This window comes from Nocardiopsis sp. CNZ308, from assembly GCF_004217075.1.
This window is the reverse complement of record NZ_SHKJ01000001.1, coordinates 5,823,551-5,845,556: the sequence shown is the minus strand read 5'-3', so window position 1 is coordinate 5,845,556 and position 22,006 is coordinate 5,823,551. Positions and strand designations below refer to the sequence as shown.

The 22,006-nt window shown below is 74.1% G+C and carries 21 protein-coding genes; 12 read left to right on the top strand and 9 right to left on the bottom strand.

All coding sequences use genetic code 11. The annotated features are described in order from the left end of the window. The first annotated feature begins 107 nt into the window (after positions 1-107). Both EV372_RS25135 and EV372_RS25130 read left to right on the top strand, forming a co-directional pair. The gene (locus EV372_RS25135; RefSeq protein ID WP_130398060.1) at positions 108-1,154 is read left to right on the top strand and encodes a Gfo/Idh/MocA family protein; all 1,047 of its coding nucleotides are present in this window, start codon (positions 108-110) and stop codon (positions 1,152-1,154) included. Positions 1,155-1,272: 118 nt separating this feature from the next. Then, the gene (locus EV372_RS25130; protein WP_130398059.1) at positions 1,273-2,106 is read left to right on the top strand and encodes a phosphotransferase; all 834 of its coding nucleotides are present in this window, start codon (positions 1,273-1,275) and stop codon (positions 2,104-2,106) included. Between the two features lie 212 nt (positions 2,107-2,318). On the opposite strand, the gene EV372_RS25125 is transcribed toward EV372_RS25130, so the two are convergent. Beyond that, positions 2,319-2,882, bottom strand: a complete 564-nt coding sequence (locus tag EV372_RS25125) for a helix-turn-helix domain-containing protein (RefSeq protein ID WP_130398058.1) — start codon at positions 2,880-2,882, stop codon at positions 2,319-2,321. A 32-nt stretch (positions 2,883-2,914) separates the two neighbouring features. Between EV372_RS25125 and EV372_RS25120 the strand changes: the two genes are divergently transcribed. Together EV372_RS25120 and EV372_RS25115 are read left to right on the top strand one after the other, a co-directional pair. Beyond that, complete coding sequence (locus tag EV372_RS25120; RefSeq protein WP_130398057.1) at positions 2,915-3,442, top strand: GNAT family N-acetyltransferase; 528 nt, start codon at positions 2,915-2,917, stop codon at positions 3,440-3,442. Between the two features lie 331 nt (positions 3,443-3,773). Further along, complete coding sequence (locus tag EV372_RS25115; protein ID WP_197044314.1) at positions 3,774-4,733, top strand: EamA family transporter; 960 nt, start codon at positions 3,774-3,776, stop codon at positions 4,731-4,733. Between the two features lie 130 nt (positions 4,734-4,863). Here the strand turns inward: EV372_RS25115 and EV372_RS25110 are convergent, their stop codons facing one another. The 3 genes from EV372_RS25110 to EV372_RS25100 are packed head-to-tail and all read right to left on the bottom strand — an operon-like array spanning position 4,864 to position 8,036. Beyond that, complete coding sequence (locus EV372_RS25110) at positions 4,864-6,183, bottom strand: ABC transporter substrate-binding protein (RefSeq protein WP_130398055.1); 1,320 nt, start codon at positions 6,181-6,183, stop codon at positions 4,864-4,866. 16 nt (positions 6,184-6,199) lie between these two features. Next, a complete protein-coding gene (locus tag EV372_RS25105) occupies positions 6,200-7,075 on the bottom strand; it encodes a carbohydrate ABC transporter permease (protein WP_130398054.1) in 876 nt (291 codons plus the stop codon). Beyond that, positions 7,065-8,036, bottom strand: a complete 972-nt coding sequence (locus tag EV372_RS25100; RefSeq protein WP_130398053.1) for a carbohydrate ABC transporter permease — start codon at positions 8,034-8,036, stop codon at positions 7,065-7,067. Before EV372_RS25100 ends, EV372_RS25105 begins: the two co-directional genes overlap by 11 nt. 433 nt (positions 8,037-8,469) lie before the next feature. On the opposite strand from EV372_RS25100, the gene EV372_RS25095 reads away from it, so the two are divergent. From EV372_RS25095 to EV372_RS25070, 6 genes are all read left to right on the top strand, one after another. Further along, positions 8,470-9,777: a Gfo/Idh/MocA family protein gene (locus EV372_RS25095; RefSeq protein ID WP_130398052.1), complete on the top strand. Its 1,308-nt coding sequence runs from the start codon at positions 8,470-8,472 to the stop codon at positions 9,775-9,777. Continuing rightward, positions 9,777-10,949, top strand: coding sequence for a Gfo/Idh/MocA family protein (locus EV372_RS25090; RefSeq protein ID WP_130398051.1), 1,173 nt, complete (start codon positions 9,777-9,779; stop codon positions 10,947-10,949). The genes EV372_RS25095 and EV372_RS25090 overlap by 1 nt, the downstream gene beginning before the upstream one ends. After that, the gene (locus EV372_RS25085; RefSeq protein WP_130398050.1) at positions 10,946-11,851 is read left to right on the top strand and encodes a DUF6807 domain-containing protein; all 906 of its coding nucleotides are present in this window, start codon (positions 10,946-10,948) and stop codon (positions 11,849-11,851) included. Before EV372_RS25090 ends, EV372_RS25085 begins: the two co-directional genes overlap by 4 nt. 416 nt (positions 11,852-12,267) lie before the next feature. Beyond that, on the top strand, positions 12,268-13,221 hold the full coding sequence (locus tag EV372_RS25080) for an NAD-dependent epimerase/dehydratase family protein (RefSeq protein ID WP_130398049.1): 954 nt from the start codon (positions 12,268-12,270) through the stop codon (positions 13,219-13,221). Positions 13,222-13,288: 67 nt separating this feature from the next. After that, the gene (locus EV372_RS25075) at positions 13,289-14,320 is read left to right on the top strand and encodes a LacI family DNA-binding transcriptional regulator (protein WP_013153062.1); all 1,032 of its coding nucleotides are present in this window, start codon (positions 13,289-13,291) and stop codon (positions 14,318-14,320) included. 248 nt (positions 14,321-14,568) lie between these two features. Continuing rightward, a complete protein-coding gene (locus EV372_RS25070; protein WP_130399108.1) occupies positions 14,569-15,168 on the top strand; it encodes a class I SAM-dependent methyltransferase in 600 nt (199 codons plus the stop codon). A 99-nt stretch (positions 15,169-15,267) separates the two neighbouring features. Here the strand turns inward: EV372_RS25070 and EV372_RS25065 are convergent, their stop codons facing one another. Next, the gene (locus EV372_RS25065) at positions 15,268-15,681 is read right to left on the bottom strand and encodes a DUF6069 family protein (protein WP_130398048.1); all 414 of its coding nucleotides are present in this window, start codon (positions 15,679-15,681) and stop codon (positions 15,268-15,270) included. A 315-nt stretch (positions 15,682-15,996) separates the two neighbouring features. On the opposite strand from EV372_RS25065, the gene EV372_RS25060 reads away from it, so the two are divergent. Together EV372_RS25060 and EV372_RS25055 are read left to right on the top strand one after the other, a co-directional pair. Continuing rightward, the gene (locus EV372_RS25060; protein ID WP_130398047.1) at positions 15,997-17,181 is read left to right on the top strand and encodes a histidine kinase; all 1,185 of its coding nucleotides are present in this window, start codon (positions 15,997-15,999) and stop codon (positions 17,179-17,181) included. Beyond that, entirely contained in the window at positions 17,169-17,831 is a 663-nt protein-coding gene (locus EV372_RS25055; RefSeq protein ID WP_130398046.1) for a response regulator transcription factor, read from the top strand. The genes EV372_RS25060 and EV372_RS25055 overlap by 13 nt, the downstream gene beginning before the upstream one ends. 120 nt (positions 17,832-17,951) lie before the next feature. Here the strand turns inward: EV372_RS25055 and EV372_RS25050 are convergent, their stop codons facing one another. From EV372_RS25050 to EV372_RS25035, 4 genes are all read right to left on the bottom strand, one after another. Beyond that, on the bottom strand, positions 17,952-19,187 hold the full coding sequence (locus EV372_RS25050) for an epoxide hydrolase (RefSeq protein WP_130398045.1): 1,236 nt from the start codon (positions 19,185-19,187) through the stop codon (positions 17,952-17,954). A 132-nt stretch (positions 19,188-19,319) separates the two neighbouring features. Further along, positions 19,320-19,739, bottom strand: a complete 420-nt coding sequence (locus EV372_RS25045; RefSeq protein WP_130398044.1) for a DUF2784 domain-containing protein — start codon at positions 19,737-19,739, stop codon at positions 19,320-19,322. Positions 19,740-19,998: 259 nt separating this feature from the next. After that, complete coding sequence (locus EV372_RS25040; protein ID WP_130398043.1) at positions 19,999-21,087, bottom strand: mandelate racemase/muconate lactonizing enzyme family protein; 1,089 nt, start codon at positions 21,085-21,087, stop codon at positions 19,999-20,001. A 2-nt stretch (positions 21,088-21,089) separates the two neighbouring features. Next, on the bottom strand, positions 21,090-21,995 hold the full coding sequence (locus EV372_RS25035) for a 5-dehydro-4-deoxyglucarate dehydratase (RefSeq protein WP_130398042.1): 906 nt from the start codon (positions 21,993-21,995) through the stop codon (positions 21,090-21,092). Positions 21,996-22,006: the final 11 nt, after the last annotated feature.

Here is a 22,006-nt window from a genome sequence, read left to right as displayed (position 1 = left end):
CCCCGTCCGGTGGCGGCGGGCCACACGATGCGGCGGCCCCCGTCCCGGACCGCGGGTGCGGCGTAATCCCTTTGCCCCGCGACCGCCCGGGGGACGATGATTTCCCTATGCGCGTGGGAGTGGTGGGACTGGGGATGGGCCTGCACCTGGCGGTGTGGGCCGCCAGACTGGGCATGGACGTGGTGGCGGCCTGCGACCGCGACCCCGCCCCGCACGCCGCCGCCCGCGAGCGGCTGCCCGGCGCGACCCTCACCGACCGCTGGCGGGACCTGCTCGACCAGGACCTGGACGGGGTGGTCCTGGCCAACGACTTCGACGCCCACGCGCCCCTGGCCCTGGCCTTCCTGGACCGCGGCGTCCACGTGCTCTCCGAGACCGCCGCGTGCGCCGACGAGGCCGAGGCGAGGGCGCTGGTCGCGGCGGCCGACCGCTCGTCGGCGACCTACTCCCTGGCCGAGAACTACACCCTCCACCCGCACGTGCTGCTCGTCCGCGAGGCAGTCCGGGCGGGTGAGCTGGGCCGGATCAGCCTCATCGAGGCCGACTACCTGCACGGCATGTCCCCCGAGGGCGTCGCCGGGCTGACCGGCGACCCCGCCCACTGGCGCGGGCGCATCGCCCCCACCGCCTACTGCACCCACTCCCTGTCGCCGATCCTGGCGATCACCGGTGCGCACCCGGTGGAGGTCAGCGCGTTCACCGTGGACGAGGCCGCGCCGCGCCAGGCCACCACCATGGTGGTGCGCCTGTCCACGGGCGCCCTGGCCGTCACCCGCAACGGCTTCCTCCAGGGCGAACCCGACAGCCACTGGAGCTGGGTGTCGGCGCGCGGCACCCGCGGGCTGGCCGAATCGGTGCGGGCGCGGGGGGAGCGCGCCTGGTCGGTGCGCGTGCGTCACGAGGGGTGGACCCGCCCCGACGGCGACGCCCACGAGGAGGAACGCGTCCCGCCCGCGCTGGTGCTGGACGGCGAGCCCGTGGAACGCGGGGCCGAGGGCACGGTGCGCCTGCTGCGGGGCTTTCGCGACACCGTCGAGCACGGCGCCGAGCCGCTGGTGCCGGTACGCGCGGCCGTGGCGGCCTCCCTGGTCGGAGTGGCCGGGGCCGAGTCGCTGGCCCGGGGGTCGTGTCCGGTCCCGGTTCCGCCGCTGTGATCGGACTCTTTCCTGCTCCGGGACGACCTGTGACGCGGCGCGGCCTCCCCTCGGACGGTCGCTGGCACTAGTTTCGAAGTGGACCCGCCGCCGCAGGTCCTCGACGCCGAGGAGAGCGATGACCCATCCGACCGACACCGACAGCGGCACCGACAACAGGGGGAAGCGGCTGGCCGGCGGCATGATGACCACGGTGTTCCGGTACGGCGGCCACGTCGTGCGCACCGCGACACCCGCCGCGCCCGCCATCCACGCCCATCTGCGCGCCCTGGGCGAGAGCGGATTCAGGGGCGCTCCGGTGCCGCTGCGGCTGCGCGACGACGGCCGGGAGGAGCTGACCTTCGTGGAGGGGGACGTCGCCCTCCCGCCGTTCCCCGACTGGGCGTTCACCGAGCACACCCTGCGCTCGTGCGCCGAACTGCTGCGCCGCTACCACGACGCCGCCGCACGCGTGCCCGTGGACGCCTCGGCCGCCTGGAACACCGGCTCCACCGGGATGGCCGACCCCGAGGGCGGTCCCATCCTGTGCCACAACGACCCCTGTCTGGAGAACATCGTCTTCCGCCGCGGCCGGGCCACGGCCCTGATCGACTTCGACCTGGCCGCGCCGGGCCGCCCCGTCTGGGACGTGGCGGCACTGGCCTACTACCTGGTGCCCGCGCTCGACCCGGTCTCGGCCGCCGGGACCCCGCACGAGGGGAGCGACCTCGCGCACCGGCTGCGCCTCCTCGCCGACGCCTACGGGCTCTCCCCCGAGGACCGCCGCGCCCTGCCGGGGACGGTCGAGGAGTACACGGCCGTCGCCCGCGTCTTCGTGGCCGAACGGGTCGAGAACGGCGACGGCCTGTTCGCCCGCGACCTGGAGCGGACGGGCGGGTGGGAGCGCTGGGACCGCCGCCAGGCCTGGCTGGCCGACCAGCGCGCGGTGTTCGTCGGGGCGCTGGTGTCCTGAGCCGGGGGCCTGACGCATCCCGGGTTCCGAGGGCGGGGCGGACGGCTGAGCCCCGGGGTCGGGGTGCCGGGGGGCGCCCGTGCCCCCCCGGCACCCCGACCCCCTGCTCCGATCGGGCTTTCGCCTCCTCCGGGACGACCCCGAACGCGGCACGGCCTCCCCCGGCGGACAGCGACACCGGTCCCGAGGCCCGCCCGGGTCCGTCCGCGGCCTCAGGTTCCGCGACGGGAGACGACCACCAGGTACCGGCAGTCCGCACCGGTCGGGTTGTGGAACTCGCACGGCTCGGGCGGGCCCAGGTGCAGGCAGTCGCCCCGCTCCAGCACGTGCTCCACACCGCCCTCACGGAAGGCGAGCGTGCCCTCCAGCACCCAGATCTGGTGGTGGGTGAGGGCGTAGGCCCGCGCGGGGAAGCCCACCCGCGCCCCCGGCGGCAGCTCCACCTCCACCAGTTCGATCGGGCCGCCGGACGCGGGCGAGACCGCGCGCCGCCGGTAGCCCGTCCCGGGGTCGGTCCACACGGGCTGCTCGCGCGCGCGGACCAGGCGGCGGTCGCCCCGCTCGGCCCGGGCGATCAGCTCCGACAGGGTGATGCCGAGCGCGGCGGCGAGCCGCCCCAGCAGGGAGGCGGTGGGCTGGGCCTCGCCGTTCTCGATCCGGCTGATCATGCCCCGGGAGACACCGGACAGCTCGGCCAGCGCCCCTCCGCTCAGCCCGCGGGCCCGGCGCAGCTCACGCAGGGTCGAGGCCAGGGCCGTTCCCAGTGTGTCACTCATGACGTTCACTATAGGGAGCACGACTGAATACCATGGTCGACATGACTTCGATGCCGACCCTCACCGTCCGCGACGCGACCCCCGCGGACGCCCCGGCGTGCGCGGCGATCTACTCCCCCTATGTCACCGACACGGCGATCACCTTCGAGTACGAGCCGCCCACCGCCGAGCGGATGGCCGAGCGGATCGCCGCGGCCCAGCGGCGGCACGCCTGGATCGTGCTGGAGGACGCCGACGGGGTCGTCGGCTACGCCTACGGCGGGCCCTTCCGCGCCCGCGACGCCTACCGGTGGTCGTGCGAGGTCAGCGTCTACCTGGCCATGGGCCGCAGGCGCACCGGCGCGGGCCGCGCCCTGTACCGGGAACTGCTGCCCCGCCTGGCGGAACGCGGCATGCGCACCGCCGTCGCGTGCATGACCCTGCCCAACGAGGCCAGCCTGGGCCTGCACCGCTCCCTGGGCTTCGAGGACGTGGGCGTCATGCGCCGGGTGGGCCGCAAGTTCGACGCCTGGCACGACGTCGCCTGGGCCCAGATCGACCTCACCCCCGCCCAGGGCTGAGGCGGCACGCCCCGCAGCTACCCCGCCCCGCAAGGGAACGCGGTCCCCGCCCGGTTCGTGGCCGCGCACCGGGAGCTGAGGACGCGGTCGGCGCGGGCCGCGATCCCCACGCGGTGCGTGCCCGCGCCGGGAGGCGCGATCGCGTGTTCGCTCCCGGCGCCGGCCGACAGTCGAAGGAGCCCGGGCCGAAGCGCCTCCCGTGTCCGCTGCCGGTCGCGCCCCCGCACGGCGTTCGCCACCAGGGGTACCCCGCCGCCCGAAGCCTCCGTCAGGCCCCGGCCGTATGCTCGTCAACGGTCCCATGTCCCCACCATCCCCCGGGAGCACCGCCGTGTCCGTCCCACCCGCGCGCCACCGGAGCTCGGGGCTGGCCTTCGCGCTCGCCTCGGCACTCGCCTTCGGCGGATCGGGCGTCTTCGCCCGCCCCCTGCTGGACGCGGGGATGGACTCCCTCCACGTCACCTGGCTGCGCGTGGCCGGTGCGGCGCTGCTGCTGTTGCCCGTGGCCCTGGCCCACTGGCGCACCGCCCGCCGCCGCCCGCTGCTGGTCCTGGCCTACGGCGTCTTCCCGATGGCCGGGGTCCAGGCCCTGTACTTCGCCTCCATCGCGCGCATCCCCGTGGGCATCGCCCTGCTCATCGAGTTCCTCGGCCCGGTCCTGGTCCTGCTGTGGCTGCGCGTGGTGCGCCGGACCCGGGTCTCCCCCGCCGCCGTGGTCGGTGTGGTCCTGGCCGTGGCCGGGCTCGGTCTGCTGCTGGAGGTGTGGGCGGGCGTGCGCCTGGACGCGGTCGGCGTGGGGCTGGCGCTGGGCGCCGCCGCGGCGCAGGCCGTCTTCTTCCTGCTCTCGGACAGCATGGGCGAGGACACCCACCCGCTGGCCGTGGTGGCCTTCGGCTCCCTGGTCGCCGCGGTACTGCTGGGCGTCCTGGCCCGGCCCTGGACGCTGCCCTGGCACATGCTCGCCGACACGGTCGCGCTCGGCGGGTTCTCCTTCCCCGGCTGGGCGGCCGCCCTGTGGCTGGGCCTGGTGTGCACCGCGCTCGCCTACTTCCTCGGCATCTCGGCGGTCCGGCGCCTGTCCCCGCAGGTCGCCGGAGCGGTCGCCTACCTGGAGGTGGTCACCGCGATCGTGCTGGCCTGGATGCTGCTGGGCGAGGCGCTCACCCCCGTGCAGGCCGTCGGCGCCGCCGTCATCGTCGCGGGCGCCCTCGTCGCCCAGACCGCCGTGCCCCCGGCCCCCGCGCCGCCGGAGTCCGACCCCGAGCAACCGACGGTCACCGCCTCACCCTGAGGAGCGGGCGACCGCGCACGGACGCCACCGGAACGCCCCACCGGGCGGGCCGCACACGCGGGCGGGCCCGGCGGGAGGGTCTCCTCCCGCCGGGCCCGCCCGTGCGGTGGTGCCGGTTACGCGGCCCGGATCAGGCCTCGCCGGTGGCCGCCTCGACCTCCGACATGAACTGCTCCGCGGCCTCGGCCGGGGTCAGGTTGCCGAAGGTCAGGTCCTCGGTGACGCGCTTGGTGATGTCCACGACCTGCCCCGCGCCGATCGGCGGCGGCGGGTTGCCGTCCACGATCGTGCCCTCGATCTCGGACAGGAACACCGCGCTGCGCGCGTCGGCCTCGGGCAGCGAGTCGATGATGTGGGACCGCACGTCCACGTTGGCGGGCAGACCGCGGTCGGCCAGGATCAGCTCGGCCGCCTCCTCGCTGTTGAGCAGGAAGTCCACGAACAGCGCCGCCTCCTCCGGGTGCTCGGTGCCCGCGGAGATGGAGTAGAACATGGCCGGCTTGAAGAACATTCCGGTACGGTCCTCGGTGCTCTCACCCGGGTAGCGCAGCAGTTCGATGTCGCGGCCGGAGGAGGCCGAGATGCCGCCCAGCTGGTTGGTCCAGAAGTGGGCCATCGCGCCCTTGTTGGTGGAGAGCACCGACTGGTCGGGGCCGCCCGCCTCGATCTCCACGCTCTCGGCAGCGCCGGGCTGGCCGCCGTTCTCCACCAGCTGCTCGGTGACGGAGAACCACTCCTCCAGCGTCTCCTGGGAGAAGCCGAGGGAGCCGTCCTCGGCGTAGAGGTTCTCCCCGCGCTGGCGGGCGAAGATCTGGAAGCCCGTCTCGTTGTAGGACATGCTCTGCGTGCCCACGACCTCGCCGTCGGTGGCCTCGCTGATCTGGGCCGAGATCTCGATGTAGTCGTCCCAGGTCCACGTCTCGTCGTCGGGCATCTCCACGCCCGCGTCCTCGAAGGCCTGGGGGTCGGCCAGGATCGCGTAGGCGTTCACGCCGGTGGCCACACCGAAGGTCTGCCCGTCCAGGTCGCCGCTCTCGGCGACCAGGGGGTCGATCCCCGACAGGTCCAGATCGACCTCGTTGAGGTCGAGCAGGGCGCCGCGGTCGCCGTACTCGCGCAGGTAGCGCTCCTCCTGCGTGATGATGTCGGGGGCGTCGTTGGCCGCGGTGCTGGTGGCCAGGCGGTCCCAGTACCCGGCCCAGTCGGTGTACTCGGGGACGATGGTGATGCCCGGGTTCTCGGCCTCGAACAGGTCGATGACCTGCTGGGTCGTGGAGTGGCGGTCGTCAGCGCCCCACCAGGAGAAGCGCAGCTCGACCGTGCCGTCGTCGGGCTCGGAGCCGCCACAGGCGGTGGCCGCCATGACGATGGCGCCCACTCCCGCGGCCACGGAGAGGAAAGGGCTGCGGCGACGGGCCTGGGGGCGCCCGTTGCCAGGGTGTGCGTGCATGTGTTCGGTTCCCTTGCTACTTGATTCCGGTGGTGGCGATGCCCTTGACGAGGTATCGCTGACCCGCGAGGAAGAAACCGAAGACGGGGCCCAGGGCGACGATCGACATGGCGAACAACGGACCCCAGGAGGTCTGCGAGGTCGAGTCGACGAAGGTGCGCAGGGCGACGGGAACGGTGTACATCGACGGGTCGGTGAGGAAGATCAGCTGGCTGAAGAAGTCGTTCCAGGTCCAGATGAAGGTGAAGATCGCGCTGGTGGCCAGGGCCGGCAGGGACAGCGGCATGATGATCTGGAAGAAGATGCGCACGTGGCCGCAGCCGTCGATGCGCGCCGCCTCGTCCAGGTCGCGGGGCAGTCCGCGGATGAACTGCACCATGAGGAAGATGAAGAACCCGTCCGTGGCCAGCAGCTTGGGCACGATCAGCGGCAGGAAGGTGTTGATCCAGTCCAGCTCGGCGAAGAGGATGTACTGCGGCACGATCACGACGTGGATCGGCAGCATGATCGTGGCCATCATGACGGCGAAGAACAGCCGCTTGCCGCGGAACTCCAGCCGGGCGAAGGCGTAGGCCGCCATCGAGCAGCCGATGAGGTTGCCCACGATCGCCCCGGCCACCACGATCGCCGAGTTGAGCAGGTAGTGGTGGAAGGGGAACTGGAGGGCGTTCCACCCCTCGATGTAGTTGCCCGGAGTGAAGGTCTCGGGGATCAGGCCCGGGGCGCGGAAGATCTCCTCGGTGGGCTTGAACGAGCTGGAGAGCATCCACAGCAGCGGGTAGAGCATGACCAGCCCGAAGGCGATGAGCCCGATGTGCGTGATCAGCCGTCGTGTGTGTTCGGCCCGCGTGCGCTTCTGCGAGGTCACGGGAGCCGTCGTCTTAGTCGCCATAGAAGACCCAGTACTTGGAGGCGATGAAGTTCACCGCGGTGAACCCGCCGATGATCAGCAGCAGCAGCCAGGCCATCGCCGAGGCGTAGCCCATGTCGAAGGAGCCGAAACCGCGCAGGTAGAGGTAGAGCGTGTAGAAGAGCGTGGAGTCCGAGGGGCCGCCGGTGCCGCCGCTGACCACGAACGCCTGGGTGAAGGTCTGGAAGGCGTTGATGAACTGCAGCACCATGTTGAAGAAGATGATCGGGGTGAGCATCGGCACGGTGATGTTCCAGAAGCGGCGGAAGGGGCCCGCCCCGTCCACCGCGGCGGCCTCGTAGTACATGGCGGGGATCTGGCGCAGACCCGCCAGGAAGATCACCATGGGTGCGCCGAAGGTCCACACGTTGAGCACGATCAGGGTGCCCAGCGCGTAGTCGGGGTGGGAGACCCAGCCCTCGCCCTGGATGCCGAAGAAGGCGAGCACCTGGTTGATCAGGCCCTCCGCGCCGAAGACCTGGCGCCACAGGATGGCGATGGCCACGCTGCCGCCGAGCAGGGAGGGCAGGTAGTACACCGACCGGTACAGGGGAAGCCCCCGTACGCCGCGGTCCAGGATCATCGCCAGGGCCAGGGCCAGGGCGAGCTGGAGCGGCACCGACACGAAGACGTAGACGAACGTGACCCTGAGCGCGCTGTGCAGGCGCTCGTCGTCGAACATCCGCTGGTAGTTCTCCAGGCCGACCCACTCGTAGTCGCCGATGAGGTTGTAGTCGGTGAAGGAGAAGTACAGGGAGGCCAGGAGGGGGCCCGCGGTGATGAGCACCAGGCCGACGAACCACGGGGCCAGGAAGCCGTAGGCGGCGAGGTTCTCGTTCCGCCGCTTGCCAGGGGCCGGGCTCTTGCCGACCTTGCGGCGCGGCTTGGCGCCGGCCGGGGCGTCGGGGGCCTTGGCGGGCCGCCGTTGCAGGAGGGCGCTCACGGGGATCCACCCTCCTGTGGGGCCACCGCCGGAGCGCTGGCGGGCGCGTGCGGTCCTGGATTCATGGAAACTGCCAATCTCGTTCGGAGACGCGTACGCTGTGGGCGAGAACACGTGATGAACTGCCAAAACATGTTCTGGTAAGCGCTATCCACGTACTAAGATGTTCAGTTTCTAGCACCGGGTTACATGGGTGTCAACGGCAGGTTTCCCGAAAACTGTGATCCAAGCCCCATATCGTTACGCTTCCGGCGGCTCCGGGGGCGCGGATTTTGCCGTGCGCTTTCCTCCTCCGCGCTCGTTCGCCCGGAAAATCCCACCCTTCGAAGTGGATGCGCCACTCTCCGTCGTGCGTCACGGGAGTGCGGACGCTCGGACACGTCTTGGTCGACACCCTTGTCGACTGGATGGGAAAGCGTTTACCATGCCCTGTGTGAACCACACCACCCCACGCAGGTACGCGATCGTCGGCACCGGATCCCGCGCCCGGATGTACACCCGGGCCCTGACCGGAACCCACCGGGACCGGGGACGTCTGGTCGCCCTCTGCGACACCAACAGCACCCGCATGGCCGTGCACAACCGCATCGTCACCGACGCCGGGCTCGACGCCGTGCCGACCTACTCCCCCGACGACTTCGTCCGCATGCTCAAGGAGGAGAGGGTCGACGAGGTCATCGTCTGCACCGTCGACCGCACCCACGCCGACTACATCGTCGCGGCCCTGGACGCCGGGCTCGACGCCATCACCGAGAAGCCCATGACCGCCGACCTGGTGGGGCTGCGGCGTATCAACGAGGCCCAGGCGCGCACCGGGGGGCGGGTGACCGTCGGCTTCAACTACCGCTACAACCCCGTCCACCGCCAGCTGCGCGACCTCATCGCCTCCGGGGTGATCGGCGAGGTCGGGTCGGTGCACTTCGAGTGGCTGCTGGACCTGCGCCACGGCGCCGACTACTTCCGCCGCTGGCACCGCGACAAGACCCAGTCCGGCGGCCTGCTCGTGCACAAGGCCAGCCACCACTTCGACCTGGTCAACTGGTGGATCGGCGCCCGCCCCACCGACGTGTTCGCGTCGGGGAGGCTGTTCTTCTACGGCGACGACAACGGCCGCCGCCACGGCCTGGCCGCCGACTACGAGCGCGGCCACGGCGAGGACGCCGCCCAGAGCGACCCCTTCGCCCTGCACATGGACGACAGCGCCGACCTCAGGGCCCTCTACCTGGACGCCGAGCACGAGGACGGCTACCGGCGCGACCTCAACGTCTTCGGACCCGGCATCACCATCGAGGACGACATGTCCGTGCTGGTCGGCTACGACACCGGTGCGCGCCTGACCTACCACCTGGTCGCCTACGCGCCCTGGGAGGGCTACCGGATCGCGATCACCGGCAGCCGGGGTCGCCTGGAGCTGGACATGACCGAGTTCGAGTACACCTCGCCCGAGCAGGACGAGACCACGCCCGTGCGCGGCATGCCCGCCCCCAAGGAGCACACCAGCGCCCGGCTGTGGCTGCGCCGCCACTGGCAGCCCCCCGAGGAGATCCCCGTGGCGGTGGGCGAGGGCACCCACGGCGGCGGCGACCAGCTCATGCTCGACTCGCTGTTCGGCGGCGAGGACGACGGCATCCGCCCCGACCACTCCGACGGCGGCAACGCCCTGCTCACCGGGCTGGCGGCCAACGCCTCCATCGCCTCGGGGGCGCCGGTCCGCGTCGCCGACCTGCTCGGGGGCAGCTGATGGGCGAACCCGTGCCCGTGCTGCTGGCCGGGGTCCACGGCCACGGCCGCGCCCACCTGCGCTCCCTGCGCGAGCTGGCGCTGAGCGGCCTGGTCCGGCTCGTGGGCGTGTGCGACCAGCGCCCCGTCGCCGAGGACGACGACCTGGAGGGGCACGGCGCGCTGCCCTGCCACGCCGACCTGGGTGAGGCGATCGAGAGCACCGGCGCGCGGATCACCGTCCTGGCCACGCCCATCCACACCCACCTGCCCCTGGCCCGCACCGCGCTGGAACACGGCTCCCACCTGCTGCTGGAGAAGCCCACCACCGCGACCCTGGCCGAGTTCGAGGAGCTCACCGCGGCCGTGGACGCCTCCGGGCTGGCCTGTCAGGTGGGCTTCCAGAGCCTGGGGTCGGCCGCGGTGGAGGCCGTGCGCACCCTGGTGCGCGAGGGCGCGGTGGGGCGCGTGCGCGGCATCGGCGGTGCGGGCACGTGGGTGCGCACCTCGGCCTACTACGACCGCGCCCCCTGGGCGGGGCGCCGCCGCCTCCAGGGGCGCGACGTCGTGGACGGGGCGCTGACCAACCCCTTCGCCCACGCCCTGGCCACCGCGCTGGCCGTGGCCGGAGCCGCGACCGAGGCGCCGCGGGAGGTGGAGCTGGAGATGTTCCACGCCCACCCCATCGAGGCCGACGACACCTCGTGCGTGCGCGTGCGCACCGCGGACGGGCTGCCCATCACCCTGGCGGTGACCCTGTGCGCGCCCGAGCACCTGCCGCCGCGCCTGGTGGTCCACGGCGACCTGGGGCGCATCGAGTTCGAGTACACGCTGGACCGCGTCACCGTGCACCGGCCGGGCCGGCCCCCGGCCACCACCACGCACCCGCGCACCCACCTGTTGTCCAACCTGGTCGAGCACGTGCGCGGGGGAGAGCCGCTGCTGGTGCCGCCCCAGGCCACCCGGGCGTTCATGCACGTGCTCGAAGCGGTGCGCACCGCGCCCGACCCGGTGGCGCTGCCCGCGGGCATGCAGCACGTGTACCGCACCGAGGAGGGGGTGCGCCGGATCGTCCCCGGCATCGATGCCCTCATCCACCGCAGCGCCGAGCACCTGGCGCTGTTCTCCGAACTCGACCCCGCCTGGTCCCCCGCGGCCCGGGCGGGAGCGACCGACACGAAGGCCACGCCGTGAACACGTTGACCCTGGACGGTCGCGTCCTGGCCGTCCTCAGGGACGGGACCGACATCGAGCCGACCCTGTCGCCGCGCCCCTACCTGCACCCGGTGCGCACCCTCGCCGGGGTGCCGGTCACCGAGGAGCGGCCCGCCGACCACCTGCACCACTTCGGGGTGGGCGTGGCCGTGCCCGACGTGTCGGGGGTGAGCTTCTGGGGCGGACGCACCTTCACCCGCGACCGGGGGTCGGTGCTGCTGGACAACCACGGCCGTCAGCGGCACGTGTCCTGGCTGGAGCTGGCCGAGGACCGCCGTGTGGAGGCGCTGTCGTGGACCGGCCCGGACGGGGCCGAGATGCTGAGCGAGGAGCGCACCGTGCGGGCCGCGGGCCTGGACGGGCGCACCTGGGTACTGGACGTGCGCACGCAGCTGCGTAACACCTCGGGGCGCGACCTGAGCATCGGCAGCCCTGCCACCAACGGCAGGCCCGGCGCCGGGTACGGGGGTCTGTTCTGGCGCGCGCCCGTGGCCGCGGCCCCGCCCGCCGTCGTCGGCGCGGGCGGGCTGGAGGGAGAGGGGGCCCTGCACGGTTCGCGGGCGGAGTGGCTGGCCCTGGTCGGCGGTGAGGGCGCCGGAGGCCGTGGCGCCGGGGACGGCGGCGCGACCGTGGGCGGAGACGCGGGTGCGGACGGAGGGTGGACCCTGGTCTTCCTCCAGCCCGGGGAGCACACCGACCCGTGGTTCCTGCGGGCCGAGGACTACCCGGGGGTGGGGCCCGCGCTGGCGTGGGACACGCGGCTGTCCCTGCCCGAGGGCGGGCGCCTGGAGCGGCGGCTGCGCGTGGCGGTGCGCGACGGGCGCGCCGACGGGGCCGGGGAGCTGGCGGCCCTGGCCGAGGCCGCCCGGGACCTGCCCTAGCCCGGCATCCGTCCCGGTGCGGTGACCGTGAAGGGCCACCGGACCGCTTCTTGCTCTTATGCCCCGTTCGGGGGCTGTCCCCTCACGCCGCACCGGCCCCGGGGCAGCTGGCGAGCCGGCCGCCCCGGGGCCGGTGCCCGGAAGGTGACGGGGAAAGGGTTTCCGCGACGGGGCGGAGCGGAGGGCCCAACCGAGGCGGGGCCGCGGGCCGAGCCGACGGGGTCCGGTCGGTCCTGAACGGGGCCCGCCCCGGAGGGACCGGGCGGCCCGGACACGGGGAGCGCAGCACGAAAGCGGGCGGGCCCGGGGACCCCCCGATATCAACGTTAGGCCCACCGCGCGGGGCGGCACCAGTGCCCCGCACGACCTGTGGACAACCCCCCGGACCCGGGGGCGAGGGAAGGAAGACAACACCCATGCGCGTTCTCGTCACCGGCGGCTCCGGACGGCTCGGCCGCAGCGTCGTGGCCGCCCTGGCCGCACGCGGACACCAGGTGACCTCCGTGGACACCGCCGCGGCCGACCTGCCCGAGGGCGTCGACGCGGTCACCGCCGACCTGCTGGACCCGGCCGCGCTGGAGGCGGCCTTCACCCGGGCCCGCCCCGAGGCCGTCGTCCACCTGGCCGGGATCGCCGTACCCTTCGCCCGACCCGACGTGGAGACCCTCCAGGTCAACACCGGCCTGGCCTGGGCGGTGCTCTCCGCCGCCGTCGCCCACGGCGCCCACTCGGCGGTGGCCGCCTCCAGCCCCACCGTCTACGGGTACAACACCCCCTCCTGGGCGCCCCGCTACCTGCCGCTGGACGAGGCCCACCCGGTCACGCCCTGGCACGCCTACGGGCTGAGCAAGGCGATCATCGAGGACACCGTGCGGGCCCTGGCCCGCACCTCCGCCACTTGCGTCCTGTCGTGCGTGCGCCCGGGCTACGTCGTGGCCCCCGAGGAGTGGGAGGGCGCGCCCACCCAGCTCGGGCACACCATGGCCGAGCGGCTGGCCGACCCCGCCCTGGCCGCCACCTCCCTGTTCAACTACGTCGACGCCCGCGACGCCGCCGAGCTGTTCGCGCTGGTCATCGAGAACCCCGCCAAGGTCAGCGGCGGCCAGGTGTTCAACGCCATGGCCCCCGACCCGCTGTCCGAGGTGCCCGTCGACGCCCTGCTCCCCCTGCACCACCCCGGCACCGCCCCGGTGGCCGCCGCCCTGGCCGACGGCCGCGCGGTCTTCTCCTCCCAGGCGGCCCGTACTGCGCTGGGCTGGGCCCCCTCCCGGACCTGGCGCACGCAACTGCGCACCGGGGCGAGCCGGTCGGCCGCCTCCGAGTCCGGTTCCGTGGCAGACGGGGCCCGTGGGACATCAGAGCGTCCGTGAGCTCGTCGAGGGCTCCGCTAGGGTAGGAAAGAGTTTTCCCATGGGCCGAGGCAGGAGAGGGAGCGGCGTGGAGTCCGGTTATGTGACGCTGGAACAGGTCGCCGAGCACGCCGGGGTATCCCTGGCCACGGCGTCCAGGGTGATCAACGGCAGCACACGCCAGGTCAGTCAGCGCCTGCGCGACAAGGTGACCGCCAGCGCGCGCGAACTCGGCTACCTGGCCAACGCCTCGGCCCAGACCCTGGCCCGCAACAGCAGCGCCCTGGTCGGCCTGCTCGTCCACGACATCTCCGACCCCTACTTCTCCTCGATCGCCGCCGGGGTCACCCGCCACACCGAGGAGCAGGGGCTGGTCCTGGTGCTGGGCACCACCAACCGCTCCGCGCAGAAGGAGGGCCGCATCCTGGCCACGCTGCGCGCGCACCGGGCCCGCGCGGTGGTGCTGGTCGGCTCGCGCTCCACCGATGAGGAGAGCAACCGGCGCCTGTCCGAGGAGATCCGCATGTTCCGCCGCCAGGGCGGGCGGGTGGCGTGCGTGTCCCAGGAGGGCCTGCCCGCGGACACGGTCACCCCCGACAACCACACGGGGGCCTCCGACCTGGCCCGCCGCCTCATCGCCCAGGGGCACCGGGAGTTCGCCATCCTGGCCGGGCCCACCGACCTCCAGACCGCCCGCGAACGCCTGGACGGGTTCCACTCCGCGCTCTCGGGCGCGGGGCTGGAACTGGCCCACCACAACGTGGTGCACGGCGCCTTCACCCGCGACGGCGGCTACGAGTCCACCCGCCGCCTGATGGCGGTGGGCACCGACGCCACCTGCCTGTTCGCCGTCAACGACGTCATGGCCACGGGGGCGATGGCCGCGCTGCGCGACCTGGGCCTGCGGGTGCCCACCGACCTGTCCGTGGCCGGGTTCGACGACATCCCCACCCTGCGCGACCTCACCCCCGCCCTGACCACGGTGCGCCTGCCGCTGGAGGAGATGGGCGAACGCGCCGCGGTGCTCGCCCTGGACGGCGATCCCAGCGACCAGCCCCGCGTGGTCACCGTGCGCGGCGAGGTCGTCGAGCGCGAGAGCACCGCGCCGCCCACCCGCTGAGCCCCGCGGGCGGCTCCGGTACGCCCCGCGTGTGCGGTGCGCTTCCCCGGGCCCGCGCGGTCCTCAGCGCGCGCAGCCGGGGGCCGACCGCGCTGAGGACCGCGTCGAACCCGTCGTTCACGGTCTGACCGTGTCTGCTTCCTTGCGGTTTCCGCAAAGGAGTTCGTCATCTCTCCTCCTGGAGGAACAGTGTGGTGCCCGAGACGGCCGCGTTCGGCGCACCCGGCCCCGCCAGTGAGGAGAAGACGATGGACGCACGGTTCTGGGAAGAGATGTACGGCAGCCGCGAACAGGTGTTCAGCGGCCAGCCCAACGGGGTGCTCGTCGCCGAGGCCGCCGACCTGCCGCCGGGGCAGGCCCTCGACGTGGGCATCAGCGGCGAGGGCGCCGACGCGCTCTGGCTGGCCCGGCGGGGATGGCTGGTCACCGCCGTCGACATCTCCTGGACCGCCCTGCGCCGTGCCGCCCGCACGGGCACCGGCACCGACCGCGTGGCGTGGACGCACGCCGACCTGACCGCCGTGCCGCCGCCCAGAGGTTCGTTCGACCTGGTGTCCGTCCACTACTTCCCGGTGCCCCGCCGGGCGGACCACGCCGCGCTGCGCGGCCTGCTGGCCGCCGTGGCCCCCGGCGGGACCCTGCTCTTCGTCGGCCACGACCTCGCCGACCTGCCGCCGCACCACGACGGACCCGACCCGCGCGACTTCTACCAGCCCGCCGAGGTCGCCGGGCTCCTCGGCGACGACTGGACCGTGCTGGTGGACGAGACCCGCGCACGGCCCGCCCCCGCGCCCGAGGGCGCCCGCCACACCCGCGACACCGTCCTGCGGGCCCGCCGCGCGGGATGACGCCGCACCCCGTCCGGGGCCCCGTGCCGTTTCGGCGACGGGCCCGGCCCGGGCGGGGACGCTCCGCGAACGCCTCCCCTGTGCGGGGGTTTCGCGGGCTCAGACGCGGGCCGAGCGGCCCAGCCCCAGGATCAGCACCGCCCCGACCAGGACGTGCATCCCCTCCAGCACCAGCACGACCACCGGCGCGGCGCCGCTGGCGAGGGGTCCGGCCAGGGAGAACGCGAGCACCACGCAGGCGGTGACCGTCCACGCCCGCCGGGGCCGCCGCGCCGTGCGCTCCAGCACCGCGAGCAGCCCCCAGGCCGCCGCGGCGCTGAGCAGACCCGCGAAGGCCACGGCCCCCGGCCCCACCGGCCGGGCCCGCCCGCCCGGGAAGGCGGTCAGGTCCACGCCCGTCAGCGGCACGGCCAGGACCCACAGGGCCAGCGGAGCGAGCACCGCGGCGGCCGCGGTGAGCAGCCGCCGGGGGACGGCTGAGGCGGTGCGGGCGGCGGGTTCTGTGGTGGCCATGGTCTTTCCCAACGTCGTCGTCGTGTGGTGCGGCGCGGGCCGGGCCTCGCCCCGGGCCGCGGGACGGAAGGTCCGTCCGCGCCCCCTCGGAAGCGAGCTCCCAGCCGGTCCGGTGTCCCGGCCCCGGAGCGCGCCGCCGGGACGCCGGGGCCGCACCGGTGCGGTGCCGGCCCCCGAACGTCCCACGCCCCACGCTCCCCTCCCCGGCACCGCCGCCGCATCGGTCCCGGGGCGCGAACGGGGCCGACCGCGGACGAGGCCGTATCCGACTTTGGTCGGTGTCGGGGCGGGGACACCCGGAGCTACGCTGACCTGGTGCCGAGCCCGATCGACGACGAAAACCGGCCCGCGCGCCGCAGCTCGCCGCGGGCCCTGGCCGCCGTGGTCGTCCTGGTCTGCCTCCAGGTCGCGGCGTCGGTCTGGACCCGCTGGGAGGGCCACACCGACCCCTGGACGCGGGAGCTGGACCTGGGCGTCGGCTTCGTGGTCTGCGTGCTCTCCCCCGTCCTGCTGCGGTGGCCGGTCACCGGCGCGCTGGGCGCGGCCGTCCTGGCCGTCCTCTCCCCCGCCGCCACCCCCGCGGCGGCGCTGGGCGTGCTCCAGGTCGCCCACCGGCGTCCCCTGCCGCTGGCCGTCGCGGTCGCCGCGGCCGCGGTCGCCGCGCACGCGGTCCAGGGGCTGTTCCAGCCCAGCACCCAGATCTCCTACGCCTGGTGGCTGGCCCTGATCACCGTCGCCACCGGTGCTCTGGTGGGCTGGGGCGCCCTGGCCCGGGCCCGCCGCGCGCTGGTGATGTCGCTGCGCGAGCGCGCCCGCCGGGCCGAGGCCGAGCAGGGCCGCCGGGTGGCCGAGGCGCGCATGCTGGAGCGCACCCGCATCGCCCGCGAGATGCACGACGTGCTCGCCCACCGGCTGTCCCTGCTGGCCACCTACGCCGGGGCGCTGGAGTACCGGCCCGACGCCCCGCCCGAGCAGCTCGCCCGCGCCGCCGGAGTGGTGCGCACCGGGGTCCACCAGGCCCTGGAGGAGCTGCGCGAGGTGATCGGCGTGCTGCGCGAGGAGGAGCCCGAGGCGGGCGGGGGCCCGCAGCCGGTCCTGTCCGACGTCCCCCGCCTGGTGGAGGAGGCGCGCGGGGCCGGGGAGCGCGTGGAGCTGCGCGACGCGGTGGCCGACCCCGGTCTCCTGCCCGCCTCCACCGGCCGCACCGCCTACCGCCTGGTCCAGGAGGGCCTGACCAACGCCCGCAAGCACGCGTCCGGCCAGCCGGTGCGGGTGCGCGTGGAGGGCGGACCCGGCGAGGGCCTGGTGATCGACCTGCGCAACCCCGTGGCCGGGCCCGCCGGGGCCGCACCGTCCGGGGAGGGGCCCCTTCTGGTGCCGGGCAGCGGAACCGGGCTGGTCGGACTGACCGAGCGGGTGCGCCTGGCCGGGGGGCGGCTGGACCACGAGCGCACACCCGAGGGCTTCCACCTGCACGCCTGGCTACCATGGCCGGCATGAACCGTGCGCCGCGCGTCCTGATCGTCGACGACGACGCCCTCGTCCGCGGCGGGCTGACCATGATGCTCGACGGGGTACACGGCATCGCCGTGGTCGGCGAGGCCCGCGACGGGGACGAGGTGCTGGCCGCGGCCGACGCCCACCGGCCCGACGTGGTCCTGATGGACCTGCGCATGCCCCGGGTGGACGGCATCACCGCCACCCGCAGGCTGCGGGCGCGCACGCCCCCGCCCGAGGTCGTGGTGCTGACCACCTTCGACACCGACGAGAACATCCTCTACGCGCTGCGCGCCGGGGCCAGCGGCTTCCTGCTCAAGGACACCCCGCCCGCGCGGATCGTGGACGCGGTCCTGCGGGTGGCCGAGGGCGAGCCGATCCTGTCCGCGAGCGTCACCCGGCGCCTGATGGACCGCACCGCCGTCCAGGCCGGGTCCCATGAGCGGGCCCGCACGGCGCTGGCCCGGCTCAGCCCGCGCGAGCACGAGGTGGCCCTGGCCGTGGCCCGGGGCCGCACCAACGCCGAGATCGCCGCGCAGCTGTACATGAGCGTGGCCACGGTCAAGGCCCACGTCTCCAACGTCCTGGCCAAGCTCGGCATGGACAACCGCACCCAGATCGCGCTGCTGGCCCACGACGCCGGACTCGCCTGACCCCGGCCGCCGCTCCGGCGGCGGGCCCTCCCCGACGCCGAGGGCTCCGCCCCCGTGTCCGCGGTGTCCCCCGCCAGCGGCACCGGGAGGCGCGGGCGGGCCCGGCCGTGCCCGGGTCGTTCAGGGCCTGCGGCCGCGGAAGGTGCGGCGCAGGTCGTCCACCCAGGCGTCGGGGTTCTCCCAGGGGATGAAGTGGCCGCCGCGCTCGTGGGCGGTGACGTTGACGTGGTTGAACCAGGCGCCCTGCGGGCCCTCCCTGAACGCCCGGACGCGCTCGTCGGCGGTGTGGACGCCGGGCGGGTTCTCGTGGGTGACCAGGGTGAGGCCGACCGGGGCCTGCACGACCGGGGTGCGGTCGTGGGCGGGCGCCCAGGGGTAGCGGTTGGCGTTGGCGTAGTAGCGCATCGACGTGGCGATGGAGTTGTTCGCCCAGTAGATCGTGGCGTGGGTGAGCAGGTCGTCCTTGGTGAAGACCGACTCGACGTCGCCGCCGTTGTCGCTCCAGGACCTCCAGCGCTCCAGCAGCCAGGCGAGCAGCCCGGCGGGCGAGTCGCTCAGCCCGTGGGCCAGGGTGGCCCCGTCGAGCATGTGCACGGCCAGGTGGGAGGCCGAGCGGTGGTCCATCTCCACGATCCGGGCGCGCACGTCGGCGGGCTGGTCGTCGGTGAGGGGCCGGTTCCGGGCGAAGTCCCAGGCCCGGGGGCCGTTGAAGAAGTCGAGCGGCAGCCCGGAGCCGATGTGGATGCCGTACAGCTCGTCGGCGTACTTGTGGCCGAGCTGGCTGGAGACGATCCCGCCGATGTCGCAGCCCCCGGCGGCGTACTTCTCGTATCCCAGGGTCCGGGTCATCAGGGTGTGCCAGAGGTCGGAGACCTTCCAGAAGTTGACGTCGGGAAAGCCGGTGAGCGGGCCGGGGAAACCGAAGCCGGGCAGGGACGGCACGATGACGTCGAAGGCGTCGGCGGGGTCGCCGCCGAAGGCGGCCGGGTCCGCGAGCGGGCCGACCACCTTCGACCAGTGCCAGAACGTCCACGGCCAGCCGTGGGTGAGGATCAGCGGAACCGGCCGGGGGCCGCGGCCGGGCTCGCGCATGAAGTGCACCGGGACACCGGCGACGCTCACCCGGTAGTGCTCGTGGGCGTTGATGGCGGCCTCGGCCCGGCGCCAGTCGTAGCCGTCCCGCCAGTGGGCGACCAGCTCACGCAGGTAGTCGTCGGGGACGCCGTAGGACCAGTCCTCGTTTCCCTCGTCCAGCGGCGCACGGGTCGCCGCGAGGCGGGCGCGCAGGTCCTCCAGGACCTCGTCGGGCACGTGGATCGGAACGGGCTCCAGGGGGAAGGCGTGCGGGGTGCTCAACGCGTGGCTCCTTGCTGGGTGTGCCGTCGGCCTGCCGGACGGCGGACCGCGGCGGCCTTCCGAGGGGGGTTCTTCCGACCGTCCGGCCCGTCCGGGGGCGACGGGCCCGGCGAGCGCCCGACGCACCAGAACCTACCGCGAGGGCCGCGGGCGCGCCGACCGGACCCGCGACCCGGCGGTCAGCCCCCGCGACCGGGCGCGGCGGCGCAGGACCAGCCACCCCGCGACCGCCCAGGTGAGCGCCACGACACCGCCCATGACCAGGCGCGAGGTGAGCAGGTGCTCGGGCGGATAGAGGTTCCCGGTCAGGTAGAAGTCGATGAAGCCGTTCTCCATCACCGCCCGCCCGGTGCGCGCCCGCGACCAGTTCTCGATCTCGGTCAGGAAGCACGGCCAGTCGACGATGACGATGCCCAGCGCGTAGGCGGCCACCGCCAGGTGCACCCAGAACATGCGGGGCCAGCGCCAGGCCAGCGCGCCGCCGAACACGACGAAGGAGAGGAAACCGAAGTGCAGGGCCGCCGCGGCGTGGCCCACCAGGAGGGAGGTCATGCCCCGAACCTAGGACCGGGCCGCCCCGCCTGCATCGGTACGCGCACCCGGTCCCCCTGAGTACTCCTACTCTGGTGCCTTCCCTGCCGCCCGACAGCGGGAGGCCGCGCAACCGCCCGCCGGTGGTCGCGAGGCCGGAGCCCCGTCACGGGCCCGCCCCGCGGCCTTCCCGTCGCTCCGCCCCGCCGGGGAGGACGCGGAAGGGCCGGGACGCCACCGCCACGGGGCGTCCCGGCCCTCTTCCGGTCGCGACCCGGTGCTAGGGGGAAGCGTCCGCGACCGGTGTGAGCGTGTCGGCGAACACCAGGCCGTGGCCGTGGCCGGTGTCGGCGCGCACCCGGCCCCGGTCGAACTCCACCCCGCTGGGGCGGGCCAACGCTCCCAGCGCGGCGAAGGAGGCCCGGTCGATGTCCTCGACCATGGCCACCCGGGGCAGGCACAGCGCGAGCTGTCCCGACAGCTCGGGCAACAGGTGCGGAGCCACCGGCACGCCGCGGCGCGCCATCGACTCCGCGATCCGCAGGAACGGGGTGATGCCGCCCACCCGCACCACGTTGGGCTGGGCGACGTCGCACACCCCCAGCTCCACCGCCCGCTCGAACTCGGCGGCCGTGCGCAGGTTCTCACCCACGGCGAAGGGCACCCGCGTGCGCTCGCGCAGACGGGCGTGCGCCTCCAGGTCCTCGGCCGGGAGGGGCTCCTCCACGAAGTGGGGGCCGAACTCCTCCAGCGCGTCCAGCGCCCGGACCGCCCCGGGCACGTCCCAGCGCTGGTTGGCGTCCACCATCAGCAGCCGGTCCGGGCCCAGCACCTCGCGCACCGCGCCCACCCGTTCGGCGTCCCGGGCCGGATCGGGCGAGCCGACCTTGACCTTGGCGGCGACGTGCCCGGCCTCCACCCAGCCGCGCACCTGTTCCACCAGGTCGGGCAGGGAGTAGTCCAGGTTCACCCCGCTGCCGTAGGCCGGTGCCGACTCACGGCGCCGACCGACCAGGTCCACCAGGCTCGACTCCGCCGCGCGGGCGCGCAGGTCCCACAGGGCGATGTCCACCCCCGCCAATGCCATCAGGGAGAGCCCGCTGGTGCCCGCCTCGCGCAGGTGCCAGCGCAGCTCGTCCCACCGGGCCGGATGGGCCTCGGCGCCCACCAGCGCGGGCCGCAGGTCGTCGTTGACCAGCGCGGCCACCGCCCGGGCCCCGATCAGCGGGGTCCACGCGAACCCCGTGCCGACCAGCCCGGAGTCGGTGGCCACCCGCACCACCACGACGTCGTTGCGGTCCACGCCCCCGTCCCAGGACCGGTGCAGCGGCAGCCGGAAGGCCCGGGCGCCGACCTCGGTGACGCGCACGTTCAGCCCTCCTTGACCAGGGACAGGCCGGTCTCGATCAGCTCGGCCAGCTCGGCCTCCTCCGCGGCGGTGGGGTCGCTGAACGGCGCGCGCACCCCGCCCATGTCCACCCCGCGCAGCCGCGCGCCCGCCTTGACCAGCGACACCGCGTACCCCGGCGTCCGGTCGCGCAGCCGCACCAGCGGCTCGAAGAACTCGCGCATCAGGGTGTCGGCCAGCGCGTCGCCGGAGTGGAAGGCGCGGTAGAAGGCGTCGGCCACCTCGGGCACGAACGCGAACGCCGCCGAGGAGTACAGCGGCACGCCCACCGACCGGTAGGCCGCCACGGTCAGCTCCGCCGTGGGCAGGCCGTTGAAGAAGGTGAACTCCTCGCCGCGCAGGTCGCGCACCGCCATCACGATCTGGTGCATCCGGCCCAGGTCGCCCACCCCGTCCTTGATCCCCACCACCTGCGGGATCGCGGCCAGCTCCGCCGCGCTCTGGGGGGTGAACACCATCGACCCGCGCTGGTAGACCACGACCGGGACGTCGGAGGCCGCGACCACGGTGCGCACGTAGTCCACCAGCCCCGACTGCGGCGCGCCCACCAGGTAGGGCGGCAGCAGCAGGATCGCGTCCGCGCCCAGTTCGCGGGCCGCGCGGGCCTGCTCGATGGCGGTGCCCACGCTGCCGCCCGCACCGGCCACCACCGGCACGCGGCCCGCGGTGACCTCCACCGACCGCCGCACCACCGCGGCGTGCTCGGCGGCCGACAGGGCGTGCACCTCACCGGTGCCGCAGGCCGCGAACACCCCGCCCGCGCCGTGCTCCACGCCCGAGGCGACGTGCTCGGCCAGCACGTCCTCGTTCACTCCTCCTTCGGCGTCGAAGGGGGTCAGGGGGAAGAAGAGGATTCCGTCGAAGTTCATGTTCGCTCCTT

What these genes read in the sequence shown, in the direction of transcription:
- EV372_RS25135 (WP_130398060.1), top strand. Translation starts at nt 108, where the DNA reads ATGCGCGTGGGAGTGGTGGGACTGGGGATGGGCCTGCACCTGGCGGTG.
- EV372_RS25130 (WP_130398059.1), top strand. Translation starts at nt 1,273, where the DNA reads ATGACCCATCCGACCGACACCGACAGCGGCACCGACAACAGGGGGAAG.
- EV372_RS25125 (WP_130398058.1), bottom strand. Translation starts at nt 2,882, where the DNA reads ATGAGTGACACACTGGGAACGGCCCTGGCCTCGACCCTGCGTGAGCTG.
- EV372_RS25120 (WP_130398057.1), top strand. Translation starts at nt 2,915, where the DNA reads ATGGTCGACATGACTTCGATGCCGACCCTCACCGTCCGCGACGCGACC.
- EV372_RS25110 (WP_130398055.1), bottom strand. Translation starts at nt 6,183, where the DNA reads ATGCACGCACACCCTGGCAACGGGCGCCCCCAGGCCCGTCGCCGCAGC.
- EV372_RS25105 (WP_130398054.1), bottom strand. Translation starts at nt 7,075, where the DNA reads ATGGCGACTAAGACGACGGCTCCCGTGACCTCGCAGAAGCGCACGCGG.
- EV372_RS25090 (WP_130398051.1), top strand. Translation starts at nt 9,777, where the DNA reads ATGGGCGAACCCGTGCCCGTGCTGCTGGCCGGGGTCCACGGCCACGGC.
- EV372_RS25080 (WP_130398049.1), top strand. Translation starts at nt 12,268, where the DNA reads ATGCGCGTTCTCGTCACCGGCGGCTCCGGACGGCTCGGCCGCAGCGTC.
- EV372_RS25070 (WP_130399108.1), top strand. Translation starts at nt 14,569, where the DNA reads ATGGACGCACGGTTCTGGGAAGAGATGTACGGCAGCCGCGAACAGGTG.
- EV372_RS25065 (WP_130398048.1), bottom strand. Translation starts at nt 15,681, where the DNA reads ATGGCCACCACAGAACCCGCCGCCCGCACCGCCTCAGCCGTCCCCCGG.
- EV372_RS25055 (WP_130398046.1), top strand. Translation starts at nt 17,169, where the DNA reads ATGGCCGGCATGAACCGTGCGCCGCGCGTCCTGATCGTCGACGACGAC.
- EV372_RS25045 (WP_130398044.1), bottom strand. Translation starts at nt 19,739, where the DNA reads ATGACCTCCCTCCTGGTGGGCCACGCCGCGGCGGCCCTGCACTTCGGT.
- EV372_RS25035 (WP_130398042.1), bottom strand. Translation starts at nt 21,995, where the DNA reads ATGAACTTCGACGGAATCCTCTTCTTCCCCCTGACCCCCTTCGACGCC.